Origin of the sequence: Mycobacterium sp. SP-6446 (genome assembly GCF_001954045.1) — a bacterium.
GTDB lineage: Bacteria > Actinomycetota > Actinomycetes > Mycobacteriales > Mycobacteriaceae > Mycobacterium.
The window spans coordinates 58,863-75,025 of sequence record NZ_MBEM01000038.1 but is presented as its reverse complement, the minus strand read 5'-3'; the positions used below and the strand labels follow the sequence as shown (position 1 = coordinate 75,025).

Annotated in this window: 14 protein-coding genes; 2 read left to right on the top strand and 12 right to left on the bottom strand. The window is 70.2% G+C overall.

All coding sequences use genetic code 11. From position 1 onward, the window contains the following. The 4 genes from infB to rimP all read right to left on the bottom strand — a co-directional run. Positions 1-2,199 (bottom strand): translation initiation factor IF-2 (gene infB / locus A5736_RS03110; RefSeq protein WP_076244467.1); only part of this gene is annotated, 2,199 nt, incomplete at its 3' end. Between the two features lie 67 nt (positions 2,200-2,266). Then, positions 2,267-2,527, bottom strand: coding sequence for a YlxR family protein (locus A5736_RS03105; RefSeq protein WP_369804978.1), 261 nt, complete (start codon positions 2,525-2,527; stop codon positions 2,267-2,269). Between the two features lie 174 nt (positions 2,528-2,701). Further along, positions 2,702-3,757, bottom strand: coding sequence for a transcription termination factor NusA (gene nusA / locus A5736_RS03100; protein ID WP_076121992.1), 1,056 nt, complete (start codon positions 3,755-3,757; stop codon positions 2,702-2,704). Beyond that, positions 3,754-4,305, bottom strand: coding sequence for a ribosome maturation factor RimP (gene rimP, locus A5736_RS03095; protein WP_076121991.1), 552 nt, complete (start codon positions 4,303-4,305; stop codon positions 3,754-3,756). The genes nusA and rimP overlap by 4 nt, the downstream gene beginning before the upstream one ends. Positions 4,306-4,544: 239 nt before the next feature. Between rimP and A5736_RS03090 the strand changes: the two genes are divergently transcribed. Continuing rightward, positions 4,545-5,066, top strand: a complete 522-nt coding sequence (locus A5736_RS03090) for a hypothetical protein (RefSeq protein ID WP_233147916.1) — start codon at positions 4,545-4,547, stop codon at positions 5,064-5,066. Then, positions 5,063-5,509, top strand: a complete 447-nt coding sequence (locus A5736_RS03085; protein WP_076121990.1) for a ferritin-like domain-containing protein — start codon at positions 5,063-5,065, stop codon at positions 5,507-5,509. Before A5736_RS03090 ends, A5736_RS03085 begins: the two co-directional genes overlap by 4 nt. A 12-nt stretch (positions 5,510-5,521) precedes the next feature. Here A5736_RS03085 and A5736_RS03080 read toward each other — a convergent pair whose 3' ends face one another. The 8 genes from A5736_RS03080 to mqo form a co-directional block, all read right to left on the bottom strand. Then, positions 5,522-7,270 carry a proline--tRNA ligase gene (locus tag A5736_RS03080; protein WP_076244466.1) on the bottom strand — a complete coding sequence of 583 codons (1,749 nt, stop codon included), beginning with the start codon at positions 7,268-7,270 and terminating at the stop codon, positions 5,522-5,524. Positions 7,271-7,341: 71 nt separating this feature from the next. Further along, positions 7,342-8,934 carry an MFS transporter gene (locus A5736_RS03075; RefSeq protein ID WP_076121988.1) on the bottom strand — a complete coding sequence of 531 codons (1,593 nt, stop codon included), beginning with the start codon at positions 8,932-8,934 and terminating at the stop codon, positions 7,342-7,344. Between the two features lie 33 nt (positions 8,935-8,967). Next, entirely contained in the window at positions 8,968-10,176 is a 1,209-nt protein-coding gene (gene cobA, locus A5736_RS03070) for a uroporphyrinogen-III C-methyltransferase (protein ID WP_076244464.1), read from the bottom strand. Between the two features lie 81 nt (positions 10,177-10,257). Next, positions 10,258-11,637 carry a cobyrinate a,c-diamide synthase gene (locus tag A5736_RS03065; RefSeq protein WP_139333100.1) on the bottom strand — a complete coding sequence of 460 codons (1,380 nt, stop codon included), beginning with the start codon at positions 11,635-11,637 and terminating at the stop codon, positions 10,258-10,260. Continuing rightward, entirely contained in the window at positions 11,634-12,248 is a 615-nt protein-coding gene (gene cobO / locus A5736_RS03060; RefSeq protein WP_076121985.1) for a cob(I)yrinic acid a,c-diamide adenosyltransferase, read from the bottom strand. The genes A5736_RS03065 and cobO overlap by 4 nt, the downstream gene beginning before the upstream one ends. Before the next feature lie 15 nt (positions 12,249-12,263). Continuing rightward, positions 12,264-14,108 carry a VWA domain-containing protein gene (locus A5736_RS03055; RefSeq protein WP_076244474.1) on the bottom strand — a complete coding sequence of 615 codons (1,845 nt, stop codon included), beginning with the start codon at positions 14,106-14,108 and terminating at the stop codon, positions 12,264-12,266. An 8-nt stretch (positions 14,109-14,116) separates the two neighbouring features. Then, on the bottom strand, positions 14,117-14,587 hold the full coding sequence (locus A5736_RS03050; protein WP_076121983.1) for a GNAT family N-acetyltransferase: 471 nt from the start codon (positions 14,585-14,587) through the stop codon (positions 14,117-14,119). Beyond that, entirely contained in the window at positions 14,584-16,080 is a 1,497-nt protein-coding gene (gene mqo, locus A5736_RS03045) for a malate dehydrogenase (quinone) (RefSeq protein WP_076244461.1), read from the bottom strand. The genes A5736_RS03050 and mqo overlap by 4 nt, the downstream gene beginning before the upstream one ends. Positions 16,081-16,163 lie beyond the last annotated feature (83 nt).

Here is a 16,163-nt window from a genome sequence, read left to right as displayed (position 1 = left end):
GTCGACCTGGATGCCCATCAGGGCCTCCTCCAGCGCCTCGACGGTACCGGCGTTGTCGCCCTTGAGGATCAGGTTCAGCTGGCTGGTTTCCTTCAGCGCCGAGTCCAGGTCCTCCAGGCTGATCCGCTTGCGCGACCGAGCCGCCAGGGCGTTGCGCTTGCGGGCGCTGCGCCTGTCGGCGATCTGGCGTGCGATGCGGTCCTCGTCGACGACCAGGAAGTTGTCGCCGGCGCCGGGCACCGACGTGAAGCCGATGACCTGCACCGGCCGCGACGGCAGCGCCTCCTCGACGTCCTCGCCGTGCTCGTCGACCATGCGGCGGACCCGCCCGTAGGCGTCGCCCGCCACCACCGAGTCGCCGACGCGCAGCGTGCCGCGCTGCACCAGCACGGTGGCCACCGGCCCGCGGCCGCGGTCCAGGTGCGCCTCGATCGCCACACCCTGGGCCTCCATGTCGGGGTTGGCCCGCAGGTCCAGGGCGGCGTCTGCGGTCAGCAGCACCGCCTCCTCCAGCGCCTCGATGTTGGTGCCCACCTTCGCCGAGATGTCCACGAACATCGTGTCGCCGCCGAATTCCTCTGGCACCAAACCGAATTCGGTGAGCTGCCCGCGAATCTTGGCGGGATCGGCGCCCTCCTTGTCGATCTTGTTGACCGCCACCACGATCGGCACGTCGGCGGCCTGCGCGTGGTTGATGGCCTCCACCGTCTGCGGCATCACGCCGTCGTCGGCGGCGACCACCAGGATCGCGATGTCGGTGGCCTTGGCGCCGCGGGCACGCATGGCGGTGAACGCCTCGTGACCCGGGGTGTCGATGAAGGTGATCAGCCGCTCGGCGCCGTCGAGGTCGACGGAAACCTGGTAGGCGCCGATGTGCTGGGTGATGCCACCCGCCTCCGCCTCGCGGACGCTGGCATTTCGGATCGTGTCCAGCAGCCGGGTTTTACCGTGGTCGACGTGACCCATCACGGTCACCACCGGCGGACGTGTCTGCAGGTCTTCCTCGGTGCCTTCGTCCTCGCCGTAGGTCAGGTCGAACGACTCCAGCAGCTCGCGGTCTTCGTCCTCGGGGCTGACGACCTGGACGACGTAGTTCATCTCGCTGCCCAGCAGCTCGAGCGTCTCGTCGCCCACCGACTGGGTGGCCGTCACCATCTCGCCGAGGTTGAACAGCGCCTGCACCAGTGCGGCCGGGTTGGCGTCGATCTTCTCGGCGAAGTCGGACAGGGAGGCCCCGCGGGCCAACCGGATCGTCTCGCCGTTGCCGTGCGGCAACCGCACGCCGCCGACGACGGGCGCCTGCATGTTCTCGTACTCGGCGCGCTTCGCCCGCTTGGACTTGCGGCCACGCCGGGGCGCGCCGCCGGGACGGCCGAACGCGCCGGCCGCGCCGCCGCGCTGTCCGGGACGGCCGCCGCCGCCACCGGGACGGCCCCGAAAACCGCCGCCGCCGCCGGGTGCGGCACCCACGCCGCCCCCGCCGCCGCGGTAGTTACCGCCACCGGCGTCGCGGCCGCCACCGGGCCCACCGGGCCGGCCGCCGCCGGGCCGCGGCCCACCGGCGCGCGCCGGACGGCCCTGCGCACCGGCACCGCCGGGACGCGGCGGCATGCTGCCCGGCGACGCACCGGGGCGCGGTGCCCCGGGCCGGGCCGCGCCGGGACGGGGCGCCATGGGACGTGGGATGGGACGGTCGACGGGTTGCGCCGACGAGAACGGGTTGTTGCCGACGCGTGGGGTGCGCACGCCCGGCTTCGGCGCCGGACCGGGACGCGGTCCCGGCGTCATCCCTGGCGGGGGGGCCGGCTGGCCGGGGGCCGGCGCTTTCGGCTGGCCCGACGGCGGCGCGGGTGGCGCGGTCGCCTCGGCCGCCGCGGCCGGGGACGCCTTGGCGGCGGGCCGGGCGGGGGCCGCGGTGGCTTCGCCGTTGCCCGCGGACTTGTCTATCGCCTGGTCGAGGGCCTGGTCCAATGCCTGGTCGGAGGCCTTGGCGGGGGCCTTGGCGGCCTTCGCTGGCGCCTTTTCCGCGGCGGGTTTGCCGCCGCCGAACGACTCGCGCAGCCGGCGAGCGACCGGCGCCTCTACGGTCGACGATGCGGATTTGACGAATTCGCCCTGTTCATTCAGCCGGGCGAGGACTTCCTTGCTGGTGACACCGAGTTCCTTAGCCAACTCGTGTACGCGGGCCTTACCTGCCACTACTTCTCCTGTCTATGAGGCGACAGTCGTGGGGCGGCCGCGCCTCGGGTTTAGCTATGACGCATTGTCATCGGGACTTCACGGTGTGCTCATGTTCTTTGCTGCCTCTTCTGTTGGTGCCGGGTGAGCCGGGCGCATTAAGCGTCGCTATGTGCTCGACCACCGCGGTCGTGTCCGGTGAACCGGCGATGCGCAACGCTTTGGTGAAAGCCCGCCGCCGAATCGCCTGCTGGACGCACTGCGGTACGGGATGCAGCCATGCACCCCGCCCCGGCAGGCTACTCCCCGTGTCAACGATCACGGCGTATTCGCCGTTCCCGGCCGACACGGCGACCACTCGAAGCAGTTCGACGGCCAGCTCTCGCTTTCGGCACCCGACACACGTCCGCACCGGTCCACCCGGCCGTCCGCGCGCGGACTCCGAAGGCTCGCGCTGGATCACGGCTCAGTCTAGCGTCACCGGATCAATGGTCAGAACCGCCCGCGCCGGGGCGGTTACAGGTCAGCGGTCGTGTGCCACCGGATGGCCGGCGCCGTGTTCGGCCTGGTTCTCCGCGTGCCCCTCGGAACTTCCCGGCGAATCGCCGCGGATGTCGATGCGCCACCCGGTCAGCCGGGCGGCCAACCGCGCGTTCTGGCCCTCCTTGCCGATGGCCAGCGACAACTGGAAGTCCGGGACCACCACCCGGGCGGCGCGGGCGCTCTGGTCGATCACCGAGACGGAGACCACCTTGGCCGGCGACAACGCGTTGGCCACGAAGCGGGCCGGATCCTCGTCGTAGTCGATGATGTCGATCTTCTCGCCGGAGAGCTCGCTCATCACGTTGCGGACCCGCTGCCCCATCGGGCCGATGCAGGCGCCCTTGGCGTTCAGGCCCGGCACGCGGGAGGCCACCGCGATCTTGGAGCGGTGACCGGCCTCGCGGGCCACCGCCACGATCTCGACCGATCCGTCCGCGATCTCGGGGACCTCCAGCGAGAACAGCTTGCGCACCAGGTTGGGGTGGGTCCGCGACAGCGTGATCAGCGGCTCGCGGGCACCTCGGGTGACGCCGACGACATAGCAGCGGACCCGGTTGCCGTGCTCGTAGCTCTCGCCGGGGACCTGCTCGGCCGCCGGGATGACGCCCTCGGACGCCTTGGTTTCGGTGCCCATCCGGACGACGACCAGGCCGCGGGCGTTGGCGCGGCTGTCGCGTTGGATCACCCCCGCGACGATCTCGCCCTCGCGGGTGGAGAACTCGCCGTAGGTGCGCTCGTTTTCGGCATCGCGGAACCGCTGCAGCATCACCTGGCGTGCGGTCGTGGCGGCGATGCGGCCGAAGCCCTCCGGGGTGTCGTCCCATTCGCTGATGAGGTTGCCGTCCTCGTCGAGCTCGCGGGCGATCACCTTGACGACACCGGTTTTGCGGTCGATCTCGATGCGCGCGTCGTTCTGGTGACCCTGGGTGTGGCGGTAGGCGGTGAGCAGCGCGGATTTGATCGTCTCGAGCAATTCGTTGACCGAGATCCCCCGATCCACCTCGATCGCGTGCAGCGCGGCCATGTCGATATTCATGCTCCGGCCTCCGTCCTGTCGGCCTGCCCCGTGAGGGCCCCAGTCGCCAGTTCCAACTCCGCCTGGGGTGGCTGCGAAAACTCAACTTGGACAACGGCTTTCACGATCTCAGCGAGCGGGATCTGCCGCACCGCCCATTCGCGGCCGTCGCGGACCACCAACGCGACCGTCTCGTCGCGGGTCTCGCCGACGCGGCCGGTCAACCGCGATCCGTCCGCCAGCGCCAGTTCGACCTTGCGCCCGCGCGCGCGGCGGAAGTGCTTCGCGCTGGTCAGGGGGCGGTCCACGCCCGGCGAGCTGACCTCCAAGACGTAGCGCTCGCGGATGCCGTCGAGAAGGTCCGAGGCGTCCAGCAAAGCCGACGCCGAGCGCGACAACGCGGCGATGGTGTCCAAGTCGAGCGGGGTGTCACCGTCGGCGATCACACCGATCCGCGGCGGGTGCGCCCGACTGTCGATGACCACGTCTTCGATCTCATAGCCGGCGCGCGCGAACTCTTCACCGAGTAGCTCGATCACCTGCGTCTGCGAAGGTAGCCCGGTGGTCACGGCGAGCTCCTCATCTTGAGTTGTCCGGTCATCTGGCGGATACCGCCGCCTCTCAGCCGCCCGGGGCGGCTTCCGGTGTCCCGGCGAAACGATGGGCGTTCCACCAGAACCAGCTATCAACGATACGCCAGGAATCGCCCATGACGGGGTGGATCGCATGGTCAGGTAGTGGGTCAGGTAGTGGGTCAGTCAAGGTCCTCTCGGCGTGGCCGCCCCCGCGGCAATGGCAGGATGTTTCTGTGCCCGTACCCGTCACCAACCGGCGGGGTGTGCTCGCCGGCGGCGCGGCAATCGCCGCGCTCGGGGTGGCCGCGTCCGCCTGTGGCGAGTCCCCGCCCAAGCCCCCCGCCGTCGAGGAGTTGCTCGGGCCGCTGGACCAGGCCCGCCGCGACAGCGCGCTTGCGACTGCCGCCGCGGCGGCCGTCGGCAACCCGCCGCAGATCGCCGCCGCGCTGACCGTCGTCGCCACCCAGCGCGCCGCGCATGCGCGGGCGCTGTCCACCGAAATCGCCCGGGCGGCCGGCAAGCTCTCGTCCTCCTCGAGCGAAACGCCCAGCCCCGCTCCCGCCGAGCACGGCGCGCCGCCGCCACCGCCGCCCCCGCTGGCCGATGTGGTCAACTCGCTGCGCGCGTCGGCCGAGAGCGCCAGCCGGTTGGTGGCGTCGTCATCGGGCTACCGGGCCGGGTTGCTCGGCTCCATCGCCGCTTCCTGCACGGCGTCGTACCTGGTAGCCCTGGTGCCCGCGGGGCCGACGCCATGAGCTCCGGCAAGGACGCCGACAACGCGGCGCTGTGCGACGCGCTGTCCGTCGAACACTCGACGATTTACGGCTACGGCATCGTGTCCGCGCTGTCGCCGCCCGGGGTCAACAACCTGGTGGTGGAGGCGCTGCTGCAGCACCGCCAGCGCCGCGACGACGTCATCGCCATGCTGAGCGCCCGCAAGGTCACCGCCCCGGTCGCCGCGCCCGGCTACCAGCTACCGATGCTGGTGGGCAGCCCGGCGGATGCGGCACGGCTGGCCGTGCGGATGGAAAGCGACGGCCAGACGGCTTGGCGCGCCGTCATCGAGCACGCCGAGACGGCCGACGACCGCGCGTTCGCCGCGACCGCCCTGTCGCAGGGCACGGTCTTGGCCGCCCGGTGGAACCGGGTACTGAACGCGTGGCCCATCACGACGAGTTTCCCGGGCGGTAACGAATAGCGGGGTGAGCGGCTAGCCCTGCAGAGCCGCCACGATGTCGGTGGCCAGCGAGGTGCCGGCGGCCAGCTCGCGGGTCTGTCCGCCGAAGCGGTCGCGCAGCTCGACTAGGCCGTCGGCCCAGCCGCGGCCCACCACGACGATCCACGGCATGCCCAGCAGCTCGGCGTCCTTGAACTTGACGCCGGGCGAGGCGGTGCGGTCGTCGAGCAGCACCTCGAGCCCCAGCCGGTCCAGGTCGCCGGCCAGCCTGGTAGCACCGGCGCGGGCCTCGGCGTCCTTGTTGGCGATCACCAGGTGGACGTCGAACGGCGCGATCGACGCCGGCCAGCGCAAGCCCAGTTCGTCGTGCTGCTGCTCGGCGACGACGGCCACCAGCCGCGACACCCCGAGGCCGTAGGAGCCCATGATGAGTCGCACCGGCTTGCCGTCTTCGCCGAGGACGTCGACGGTGAAGGCATCGGTGTATTTGCGGCCGAGCTGGAAGATATGGCCGACCTCGATGCCGCGCGCGGAGACCAGCGGGCCGGCGCCGTCGGGCGACGGGTCACCCTCGCGCACCTCGGCGGCCTCGATGGTGCCGTCGGCGGTGAAGTCGCGCCCGGCCACCAACCCGACCACGTGGCGGCCCGGCTCGTCGGCCCCGGTGATCCAGCTGGTGCCGTCGACCACCCGCGGATCGACAAGATAACGAACGTCGTTGTCCCGCAATGCCTTCGGCCCGATGTAGCCCTTGACCAGAAAGGGATACTTGGCGAAATCGTCGTCGCCGAGTAATTCGTACTCGGCCGGCTCCAGCGCGGCGCTGAGCCGCTTGTCGTCCACCTCGCGGTCGCCGGGCACGCCGATGGCCAGCAGCTCCCAGTCGCCGCCGGGCTGGCGGACTTTGACCAGGACGTTCTTCAGCGTGTCAGCCGCGGTCACCGTGCGGCCCAGGCCAGCCTCATTCGCCCAGGCCACCAACGTGGCGATGGTCGGGGTGTCGGGAGTGTCGTGCACCACCGCCTCGGGGAGCCCCTCGATGGGCAGCGCGTCCGGGCGGGCGGTGACGACGGCCTCGACATTGGCCGCGTAACCGGACTCCAGGCACCGCACGAAGGTGTCCTCACCCACCGGGCTCTCGGCCAGGAACTCCTCGGAGGCGCTGCCGCCCATCGCGCCCGTCACCGCCGACACGATGACGTAGCGCACCTTTAGCCGATCGAAGATCCGCTGGTAGGCCTCCCGGTGCGCGTGGTAGGACGCCTTGAGCCCGGCCTCGTCGATGTCGAAGGAGTAGGAGTCCTTCATGACGAATTCCCGGGCGCGCAGGATGCCGGCCCGAGGCCGCGCCTCGTCGCGATACTTGATCTGGATCTGGTAGAGCGTCAGCGGAAAGTCCTTGTAGGAGCTGTACTCCCCCTTCACCGTCAGCGCGAAGACCTCTTCGTGGGTGGGGGCGAGCAGGTAGTCGTTGCCGCGGCGGTCTTTGAGCCGAAAAATGCCGTCGCCGTACTCGGTCCACCGGTTCGTCGTCTCGTACGGCGCGCGCGGCAGCAGGACGGGGAACAGAATCTCTTGCCCGCCAATGGCGTTCATCTCTTCGCGGACGACGCGTTCGATGTTGCGCAGCACCCGCAGCCCGAGCGGCAGCCAGCTGTACAGCCCGGGCGCGACGGGCCGGACGTATCCCGCCCGGACCAGCAGCTTGTGGCTGGGCACTTCGGCGTCGGCGGGGTCGTCGCGCAAAGTGCGCAGGAACAACTCGGACATCCGGGTGATCACAGCGGGCAAGCCTAACGGTTGTCAGCAGCCGAGCCGCGAGGGCGGCGCAGCCGAAACCGGATGATGCCGGGCTACAGCTCCCCGGCGTCGATCGCGTCCTTGACTTCCTGAGCGTGCGCGACCTGCTCGGGGGTGTAGCCGATGAGCAGCGCCGCACCGCCGACGATGACGGCCACCCCGGCCACCCACAGCAGGCCGTAGGTGTAGCCGTGGTCTAGGGCGTGCAGCTGAGCGTCGTTCATGAACTTCACCGGGCCGGTGGTGCCACCCAGGTACAGCGTGCGCGAGGTGATCACGGCCTGAATGACCGCCAGCACCAGCGGGCCACCGAGGCTCTGCAGCATCAGCGCGATCGCCGAAACGGGGCCGATCCGGTCGAATCCGACGCCGGCGATCGCCGACAGCGTCAGCGGCACGACCGCCATGCCGATGCCGATGCCGCCGACGACGATGGGCAGCACCAGGTTGGGGAAGTAGGGCACGCCGCGGTTCATGAACGCCCAGCCGTAGATCATCGCCCAGAACAGCAGGACTCCGCCGCCGATGGTCAGCACCCGGGGCGAAAACCGCGACACCAGCTGCGAGGACACGCCCAGGCCGATGCCCATCGCGATGACGAACGGGATGAAGCCGACGCCCGCGCGCAGCGCGCTATAACCGAGGATGTCCTGCACGTACAGGCCGATGGACACGGTCAGGCTGAACATGAGCCCGCCGGCCAGGAAGATCGCGACGAAGGTGACCAGCCGGTTGCGGTCACGGAACAAGTCGAACGGCACGACGGGGTTGTCAGCGGTGCGCTCCACGATCGCGAAGGCGATGGCCGCGGCCAACGCCACCACGCCCGAGCCGATGGTGGTGGGTGAGACCCAGCCCTTTTCCGGACCCATCGAGAACGCGTAAACGGCGGCGGTGCATGCCAGCGTGGCCAGCATCGCCCCGGTGGCGTCGAGCTTCATCCGCTCCCGGTTGGTTTCCCGCAGCGCGGTGCGGGCCAGGTAGATCATCACCAGCCCGATCGGCACGTTCACGATGAACGCCAGCCGCCACGACACCTCGGTCAGCGCCCCGCCGACCACCAGACCCATCACCGAGCCGATCGCGGTCATCGCGGCGAACACGGCCGTCGCGGCGTTGCGCGCCGGGCCCTTCGGGAAGGTGGTCGCGACCAACGCCAGACCGGTCGGCGATGCGATGGCCGATCCGATGCCCTGCAGCAGCCGGGCGATGACCATCGTCGCCTCGTCCCACGCGACGGCGCACAGCACCGAGGAGATGGTGAACAGGGTGACGCCGACGATGAAGGTGCGCTTTCGCCCGATAGTGTCGCCGAGGCGCCCGCCGAGCAGCATCAGCCCGCCGAAGGTGAGCACGTAGGCGGTGATCACCCAGCTACGGCCGGCATCGGACAGGCTCAGCTCGTTTTGAATCTTAGGAAGCGCGACGATGGCGACGGTGCTGTCCATGGTCGCCAACAGCTGCATCCCACCGATCGCGATAACCGCTGCGATGAAACGGCGAGACGGCAGCCATGCGGGGTAATACCTGCTCATACGTGTTGAGGCGGTCTCCGCCGGGCGCGTGGCGCGCATCGGGGCTGGACGATCGGGGCGCGAGGCTGTCCAATTGTGGACCGCGCGCTCACTGTCGTTGAGAGCCGTCATATTGGGTTACCTTACAGTAATCTTAAGATTTGTTTAAACGCCGAAGGCCGCCACCGGGCCGATGACGATGATCGCCGGAGGTCGAATCCCGTCGGCACGAATCTTCTCGGGCGTGTCGGCAAGAGTCGACCGCAACGTCTGCTGAGCGGCCGTCGTTCCATGTTGTACTACCAGCACCGGCGTATCCGCAGGTCGCCCCCCTTGCAGCAGGGCGTCGACGAAAAGCTCGATACGTTCGACGGCCATCAGCAAAACGATCGTTCCGGACATTGCTGCCAACGCATCCCAATTCACTAACGATTCGGGGTGACCGGGCGGCAGGTGGCCGCTGACCACCACGAACTCGTGATTTACCGCCCGATGGGTGACGGGAACGCCGGCCAATGCGGGCACCGCTATGGCACTTGTCACACCCGGCACCACCGTGACGGGAATCCCGGCGTCGGCGCACGCCAACACTTCTTCGTAGCCGCGCGCGAACACAAAGGGGTCGCCGCCCTTGAGGCGCACCACGAAGTTGCCGGCCCGGGCTCGGTCGATCATGACCTCGTTGATCGCGTCCTGCGCCATGGCCCGGCCGTACGGAATCTTCGCGGCGTCAATGACTTCCACGTGCGGTGGCAGCTCGGCGAGCAGTTCGGGCGGCGCCAATCGGTCGGCGACCACCACGTCGGCCTGGGCGAGCAGGCGGCGGCCACGGACGGTGATCAGTTCCGGGTCGCCGGGACCGCCACCGATCAGCGCCACCCCGCCGCGCACCACGTCGGAGCTCTCTTCGGCGGTTTCCGGGATGATCACCCCGGTCTGCAACGCCTCGCGGATGGCCGACCGGATCGCCGCCGACCGGCGGTGCTCGCCGCCGGCCAGCACCCCGACCGACAACCCCGCGTAGCTGAAGGTCGCCGGGGTCACCGCGGTCCCCTCGATCGCGATGTCGGCGCGGACGCAAAAGATCTGGCGCCGTTCGGCCTCGTCGACCACCGCGGCGTTCACGTGCGCGTCGTCGGTGGCGGCGATGGCGTACCAGGCGCCCGCGAGGTCCCCGTCGCGGTATTCGCGCAACGACAAGGTGATTCCGCTCATCGCCTCGACGGCGCGGGTGACGGTGCGGGAGATGACGTGGACGTTGGCGCCGGTCGCGATGAGCAGGGGTAAGCGGCGCTGCGCGACGGTTCCCCCGCCGACCACAACGACCTTCTTACCGGCCAGCCGCAATCCGACCAGATAGGCGCTCTCGGTCACCCGCCAAGCCTAGTGGTTGGGGAGGTTGGCGCCGCGAGCGTAACGCCACGGCGGTTTTCGGCCCCAATTTTCGCCGTGGCGTTACGCTCGGCGACTCGCGGCGCGGGACACGAAGCGCGCCACCGCGTCCGGCGTCGCGGCCGGATGGGTGTGCAGATACGACGCATGCACCCCGGCGTGTACCACGCCGTCGCGCACGGGCGCGCTGTCATCGTCCACGCCGTCACCCCGATACACCCACGCCGGTTGATAACTGTCGGTGAATGTGACTGCGGTTCGGTGGAATTCGTGTCCGACCACACGCTCTCCGGTCGAATACAGCGACGAATCCGCGACGGCCACCGCGTCGCGATATGCCAACGTCAGCCGCGGAGTGAACCGCGCCGAGCCGGCCAACACCCCGCACATGGGATACCCGTCGAGTTCGTCGGCCAGATAGATCAGCCCGGCGCATTCGGCGTGCACCGGGGCGCCGGTGGCGGCGAGTTCGTTGATCTGCCGGCGCACGACGTCGTTGGCGGAGAGCTCCGCGGTGAACTGCTCCGGGAAGCCGCCGGGCAGCAGCACCGCGTCGGTGCCGTCGGGCAACGGATCGACCAGCGGGTCGAACTCGACGACGTCGGCACCGGCGGCGCGCAGCAGCTCGGCATGTTCGGCGTAGCCGAAGCTGAACGCCTTGCCCGCCGCCATGGCCACGACAGCCTCGCCTCCCGGAGTTGCGCCCACCGCCGCCGCGGGATCCCACGGCGCATCGGTGACCCGCGCGGCCGCGGTCGCTACCACGGCGCCCAGATCGACGTGACGCGCGACCAAGTCGGTCATCGCCTCGATCGCCTGCCGGGCGCGCCGTCCGTACTCGACGGCGGTGACGAGCCCCAAATACCTTGTGGGCAACTCCAATTCGGCGAGGCGCGGAATCGCTCCCAGGACGCGGACGCCGGAGTGCTCGCATGCCCGGCGCAGCACCTGCTCGTGTCGCGCCGACCCGACCCGGTTGAGGACGACTCCGGCGATGCGCGTCGCAGCATCGAACGTTGAAAAGCCGTGCAGCAGAGCGGCAATGCTGTGGCTCTGGCCGCGCGCGTCGACCACCAGGATCACCGGGGCGCCCAGCAGACCGGCGACGTGAGCGGTGGAGCCCGCGGCCGGGGTGGTCTCGGCCGGCCCGATCCGGCCGTCGAAGAGTCCCATCACGCCCTCGATCACCGCGATGTGCGCGCCCCCGGCGCCGTGGGCGTAGAGCGGACCGATGAGCCCCTCGCCCACCAGTACCGGGTCCAGGTTCCGCCCGGGCCGTCCCGCTGCCAGCGTGTGGTAGCCGGGGTCGATGAAGTCGGGGCCCACCTTGAACGGAGCGACGGTGTGGCCCGCCCGGCGCAGCGCCCCCATCAAACCCGTTGCGACCGTGGTCTTTCCGCTACCCGATGCCGGTGCGGCGACGACGACCGCGGGAACACTCACCATTCGATGCCCTTCTGGCCCTTGCGCCCGGCGTCCATCGGATGTTTGACCTTGCCCATCTCGGTGACCAGGTCGGCGGCCTCGACCAGCCGCTGCGGGGCATCGCGTCCGGTGATCACGACATGCTGCTGGCCGGGCCGGGCCGCCAGGACCTCCACTACCCGGTCCACGTCGACCCAGCCCCACTTCAGCGGATAGGTGAATTCGTCGAGCACATAGAAGTCGTGGCGCTGCGCGGCCAGCCGGCGCGAAATCTCCGCCCAGCCGTCGGCGGCCGCGGCGGCGTGGTCGGATTCGCCGCCCGCCTTGCGCGACCAGGACCAGCCGGCGCCCATCTTGTGCCATTCGACGGCGCCCCCGACGCCGTGCTGGTCGTGCAACTGCGCGAGCTGACGGAATGCCGCCTCCTCGCCCACCTTCCACTTGGCGCTCTTGACGAACTGGAACACCGCGACGTCAAGCCCGGCGTTCCACGCCCGCAACGCCATTCCGAATGCCGCCGTCGACTTCCCCTTGCCGTCGCCGGTGTGGACGGCCAATATCGGCGCGTTGCGCCGCGCCCGGGTGGTCAGGCCATCGTCGGGGACCTGTAGCGGACGGCCCTGTGGCATAAGCGGTTATCCCTCTCAGGCGACGCTGCGCACGGCCCGCGTCAGATGATCGGCGTGCAACTGCTCCAGCCGTACCACCGGCGCACCCAGCCGACCGGCGAGCTGCCCGGCCAAGCCCAGCCGCACATACGACGTCTCGCAGTCCACGACCACCGCGGCGGCGCCTTCGGCGACCAACCGCGCCGCCGCGGTTCGGCTGCGGCCCAACGGGTCCGGCCCGGCGTTGGCCCGGCCGTCGGTGAGCACCACCACGAGCGGACGGCGCGCGCGGTCACGCGCCCTTTCCCGGACGATCAGCTCGCGCGCCGCCAGCAGCCCCTCGGCCAGCGGAGTCCTGCCGCCGGTGTCGAACCGGCCGAGTCGCCGGGCCGCGATGTCCGCCGACGACGTCGGCGGCAGCAACAGCCGCGCGCCCTGGCCGCGGAAGGTGATCACCGCGACCTTGTCGCGGCGCTGATACGCGTCGCGCAGCAGCGACAGGGTGGCGCCGCTGACCGCGGCCATCCGGTCGCGGGCGGCCATCGAACCGGACGCGTCGACAACGAAGATCACCAGATTGCCTTCGCGGCCCTCGCGGATCGCCCGGCGCACGTCGTCCGGCCCCGGTCGCAGCGGGCCCGCGCCAGCGCGCGCGGCCGCAGCTAGCAGGGTGGCGAACAGGTGCAGTCCGTGCGCCGCGGGACCGGCGTCGTCGCCGTCGGCGGCCGCCACCACCCTGCCGGAGACGTTGCGGGCCCGCGACCGTCGGCCCGGTGCGCCCTCGCCGATGCCCGGCACCCGCAGCGCCCGGGTGCGGAAGGTCTGCGCGGGTGGCGCACTGGGTTTGGGTGGTTGCGGTTTAGCATGCGAATTAGGTTGCGGTTCAGGGTCATTGGCCGACCGACCGCCACCGGGGGGATCGGGCTCGGGGTCGGGTTCCGGGTCGTTGCCCGCCTGCGCCAGGGCCTGGTCCAGCTGGTCGCGGTCGATGCCCGGATCGTCGAAGGGATCGCGGCGGCGCCGATGCGGCAGCGCCAGCTCGGCCGCCACCCGGATGTCCTGCTCCTCGACGGTGTCGGCGCCGCGCCATGCGGCGTGCGCGGCGGCGGTACGGGCCACCACCAGATCGGCCCGCATGCCGTCGACGTCGAACGCCGCGCACAGCGCCGCGATGCGCCGTAATTCGTTGTCCGGCAACACCACGTCGTCGACGAGCGCCCGCGCGGCCGCGATCCGGCGCGCCAGCTCCGCGTCGGCCTCGGCATAGCGCTCGGCGAACGCGTCCGGGTCGGCCTCATACGCCATCCGCCGCCGGATGACCTGCGCCCGCACGTCGACGTCACGCGAGGCGTGCACGTCGACGGTCAGACCGAAGCGGTCCAGCAGTTGCGGGCGCAGTTCGCCCTCCTCGGGATTCATCGTGCCGATCAGCACGAAACGGGCCTCGTGCGAATGGGAGATGCCGTCGCGTTCGATGTGCACCCGCCCCATCGCGGCGGCGTCGAGCAGCACGTCGACCAAGTGATCGTGCAGCAGGTTGACCTCGTCGACGTAGAGCACGCCACCGTGCGCGCGGGCCAGCAGTCCCGGCGAGAACGCATGCTCACCGTCGCGCAGCACGCGCTGCAGATCAAGCGAACCGATGACCCGGTCCTCCGTTGCGCCGAGCGGCATTTCGACCAGTCCGGCCCCCGAGCCGGCATCGGCGCCCCCGGTCGCGGCCGAGAGCAGCGCGGCAAGGCCGCGCACCGCCGTCGACTTCGCGGTGCCCTTCTCGCCGCGGATCAGCGCCCCGCCGATCTCCGGCCGCACGGCGCACAACAGCAGCGCTAGCCGCAGTTGGTCGTGCCCGACGATCGCACTGAACGGGTAGGGCTTCAGGCCTGAATTCATGTCTGAGCCACCGGACGCCAGCCGGGCCGCAGCATCGGCACGTGCGGCACCCCGTCGTCGACGAAATCGTCACCGTCGCGGACGAATCCGTGCTGCGCATACATGTCCGCGAGATAGGTCTGCGCGTTGATCCGGCACGGGTAGTCACCCACCTCGGCCAGCGCGGCGGCCAGCAGCCGGGTAGTGTGGCCCTGGCCCCGCGCCGCGCGCTTGGTGCACAGCCGGCCGAGCCGGAATGCCTTCTCGCCGCCGGCGTGCTCCTCCATCAGCCGCAGCGTACAGATCACGTCGCCGTCGGGTGTCTCCAGCCAAAAGTGCCGGGTCTCGGCGAGCAGGTCGCGCCCATCCAGCTCCGGATACGGGATCGCCTGCTCGACGACGAAGACCTCCACCCGCAGCTTGAGCAACTCGTAAAGAGTCGCAGCATCAAGGTCTTTGGCCCAACTGCGGCGCAACGCCACCGTCATGATCGCCCCCTGGAATCTAACTGCAGTACCTTGGTCCCCCACGACCACACCTCGTCGTACAACGCCGGCTCACGGGATAGCTCGACCCCCAGCGACGGCACCATCTCTTTGAGCATCGGCAGCCACGACGGGTACCGGCCGGCGAAGCAGCGCTGCAGCACATCGAGCATGGCCGGCACGGCCGTCGATGCGCCCGGCGAACCCCCGAGCAGCCCCGCGATGGTGCCGTCGGCGTCGCTCAGCACGGTGGTGACGAACTCGAGCACCCCGCCCTTGCGGCGATCCCGGCGGATCACCTGCACGCGCTGGCCCGCCGTCGTCAGCTCCCAGTCGGAATCCATGGCGCCGGGCGCGAATTCGCGCAGCGCGCGGACCCGATCCGGTCCGGAGAGCCGCAGCTGGCCGATCAGATAGTTGATCAGCGTCAGCTGGGTGACGCCGACACCGAGCATCGACAACACGTTGTCGGGCTTGATCGACCGCGGCAGATCGGAGAAGTGGCCGTGCTTCAAGAACTTCGGCGACCAGCCGGCATAGGGCCCGAACACCAGCCACGGCTTGCCGTTGACGAACCGCAGGTCCAGATGCAGCGCCCCGAGCGGCGGGGCCCCCGGCGCGGGAACGCCGTACACCTTGGCCTGGTGCGCGGCGGTGAGCGTCGGATTGTCGGTGCGCAGGAACCGCCCGCCGATGGGGAATCCGGCGAAGCCTTTGACCTCCTTGATGCCCGACTTCTGCAGCAGCGGCAGGGTGTCGCCCCCGGCGCCGACGAACACGAATTTGGCGTTGCAGCGGCGTTTTTCGCCGGTGCGGCGATTGCGGACCAGCAGCGTCCAGCTGCCGTCGGATTGGCGGCGCAGGTCCCGGACCTCATGACCGAACAGGGCGGTGGCGCCGCCCCGCACGCAAAACCCGATGAGCTGGCGGGCCAGCGCGCCGAAGTCGACATCGGTGCCCGCGGCGGCCCAGTTGAGCGCGATCGGCTCGGCGAAGTCGCGTTTGGCGGCCATGAACGGGAGCCGGCGGGCGAACTCGTCGGCGTCGGTGATCAGTTCCGTGCCGGCGAACAGCGGATTGTCGGCCAGCGCCCGCTGCCGCCGTCGCAGGTAGTCCACGCCCTCGGCGCCGTGGACGAAGCTCACGTGCGGGACGGCGTTGACGAAGCGGGGGTCGCCCAGAATGCCGCTGTCGACGGCATAGGCCCAGAACTGGCGGGTCACCTGGAATTGCTCGTTGACGGCCACCGCTTTGGTGATGTCGATGGAGCCGTCGGCGCGCGGCGGCGTGTAGTTCATCTCGCACAACCCGGCATGACCGGTGCCCGCGTTGTTCCACGGGCTGCTGCTTTCGGCGGCGGCGGCGTCCAGCCGCTCGATCAGGGTGATCGACCAGTTCGGTTCCAGCCGCCGCAGCAACGCACCCAATGTGGCGCTCATGATCCCCGCGCCTACCAGCACGACGTCGGTGCGCGCGGTACTGGCTAGGGCTGACACCGTCCCAGGCTATCCCGGGCACCATCCGCGCACTGACGCGTGCGGCCCGCCCGTCACCAGCAAAACCTTTAAGCTGGCCTCGT

Coding starts and splice junctions, on each gene's coding strand:
- A5736_RS03050 (WP_076121983.1), bottom strand. CDS start 14,587: ATGACGGTGGCGTTGCGCCGCAGTTGGGCCAAAGACCTTGATGCTGCG.
- A5736_RS03085 (WP_076121990.1), top strand. CDS start 5,063: ATGAGCTCCGGCAAGGACGCCGACAACGCGGCGCTGTGCGACGCGCTG.
- cobO (WP_076121985.1), bottom strand. CDS start 12,248: ATGCCACAGGGCCGTCCGCTACAGGTCCCCGACGATGGCCTGACCACC.
- nusA (WP_076121992.1), bottom strand. CDS start 3,757: ATGAATATCGACATGGCCGCGCTGCACGCGATCGAGGTGGATCGGGGG.
- A5736_RS03075 (WP_076121988.1), bottom strand. CDS start 8,934: ATGACGGCTCTCAACGACAGTGAGCGCGCGGTCCACAATTGGACAGCC.